Here is a 1,825-nt window from a genome sequence, read left to right as displayed (position 1 = left end):
AATCGTCCATCGAGATATGCAGCCCCAACGCTTTGAGGCGCAGCAGCGTATCGGTCGTTTCCTTCGTATTCTGCAGCGCGACGCCTTCCGTAATTTCGATAATCAGCCGGCTGGAAGCCATTCCCGTTTCCTTCAAAATACCGGCCACCTTGTCTACGAAGCCGTCCTGCACGAGCTGTCTGGGCGACACGTTCACCGCAATTTTCAGCGGCGGCCTCCCTTCCCGCTCCCACTCGACGGCTTGCCTGCATGCCGTCCGAATGACCCAATCGCCGATCGGCACGATCAAGCCGGTATCCTCGGCGAGCGGCACGAAGTCGGAAGGCGGGACCAGATGCCCGTCCGCATTCCTCCAGCGCAGCAGCGCTTCCGCCCCGACGATTGTCATATCTTTAGAGCACACCTGCGGCTGGTAGCACAGAAACAGCTCGTTGTGATCCAGTGCATGCCGCAGCGCGCGCTCCATCAGGATGCTTCTCAGCATGCCGTCCTTCAGCGTCGGCGTGAAGAACCGGAACCGGCCTCCGCCAAGCTCCTTGGCTTGATACATGGCCGCATCCGCATGCTTCATCAGGTCGGCTATGGACAGGCCGTCTTCCGGGTAGACCGCAATGCCGATGCTGGTTGAGGTCTGAATCTCGTGTACCCCTACCTTGAAAGGCTCGGCGGCCGCCCGAAGGATTGACTCCGCAAGCGCTTGCGCTTGCCGGGAAGATGCCAGCGGCCCCGTCAGGATTGTAAATTCGTCGCCCCCTTGACGGGCGACGATGTATGTCTCCGGAACGATTCCCCGAATCCGTTCCGCCACTTGACGGATTAATTCGTCGCCCGTCACATGGCCCAGGCTATCATTTATGTATTTGAAGCGGTCCAAATCGAGAAACAGCACCGCAAGCGGCTGTCCGTCCAGCGAGGCTTTCTCGATCGCTTCCTGTGCCTTCTGCTCGAACAAGCGCTTGTTCGGAAGCCCGGACAAGTCGTCATGAGACGCAAGAAATTCGCTTTTTTCGAGCATTTGTTTGAGCCGGTTAACCAACCTTTCATTCTCCAGAAGCATGGAGATTTGGCGCACGAGGATCAGGACGGTTACCATGACCGTTCCCGCCACGACAGCGTCCGGCTTATCGATACGGCGAAGCATCAATAAGAATAAGATCGCGAAGCCGGCGTAAGGAAAAAGCAAGCGGAGCAGACGGGCGACGGAGACGAAACGTGCCTCTGCTACAGGCCGGTCTTCGGGATGAGAGGCGTACCAGCCCGCGAAGCCGTATGCGAACAGCCCAGCGCTCCACAGCAGGTCGTACCACTGCCCTGCCTGATATTTCCCCGAGATCACGTCGAGCACATAAACCGTGTCGCCGCCGATAAAGACGACAAAACCGAAGGTGATCAAGGCAAGCACCCGCCGGTCGAACAAAGGCGTATAAGCGAAATGAAGAACGAACAGGCACAGCAATATCCCAAAATCCGTTATCGGATACGACAGCACCGCCGCTTGACCGAACCCCTCGGGACTGGATAGCATCGTCTGCAGATTGGGCCTGATGACGAATTCCCAGCTGACTGTACCGACGATCAGCAGGATCATGATACAGTCGAAGAGAAACCGGATGCCTTGCGAAATGCTCTTCTCCCGGAACAACAAGTAAAACAAAGCGGCAAAAAACAGCCCGGTCTGCAGGTTCCAGAACAGGTCGGCTAAACTGATCGTCGGGGCCGAGGCTCGCAGCACCCAAGCATAGAAGGACCAGACCAGCTGCCCCAGCAAATAGAAGCAGGCGCCCGCGGTCATCAGCAGCCAGAACGTTCCCGCACTACCCCGGTG

General features: G+C 57.6%; 1 protein-coding gene. It reads right to left on the bottom strand.

What is annotated here, in order from left to right:
- Positions 1–1,825 (bottom strand): bifunctional diguanylate cyclase/phosphodiesterase (locus tag QJ48_RS34705; RefSeq protein WP_054977803.1); only part of this gene is annotated, 1,825 nt, incomplete at both ends.

The sequence above is a fragment of the Paenibacillus sp. A3 genome, from assembly GCF_001399685.1.
Classification (GTDB): Bacteria; Bacillota; Bacilli; order Paenibacillales; family NBRC-103111; genus Paenibacillus_G.
The sequence above is the reverse complement of the archived record's forward strand: the minus strand, read 5'-3'. Positions and strand labels throughout refer to the sequence as shown.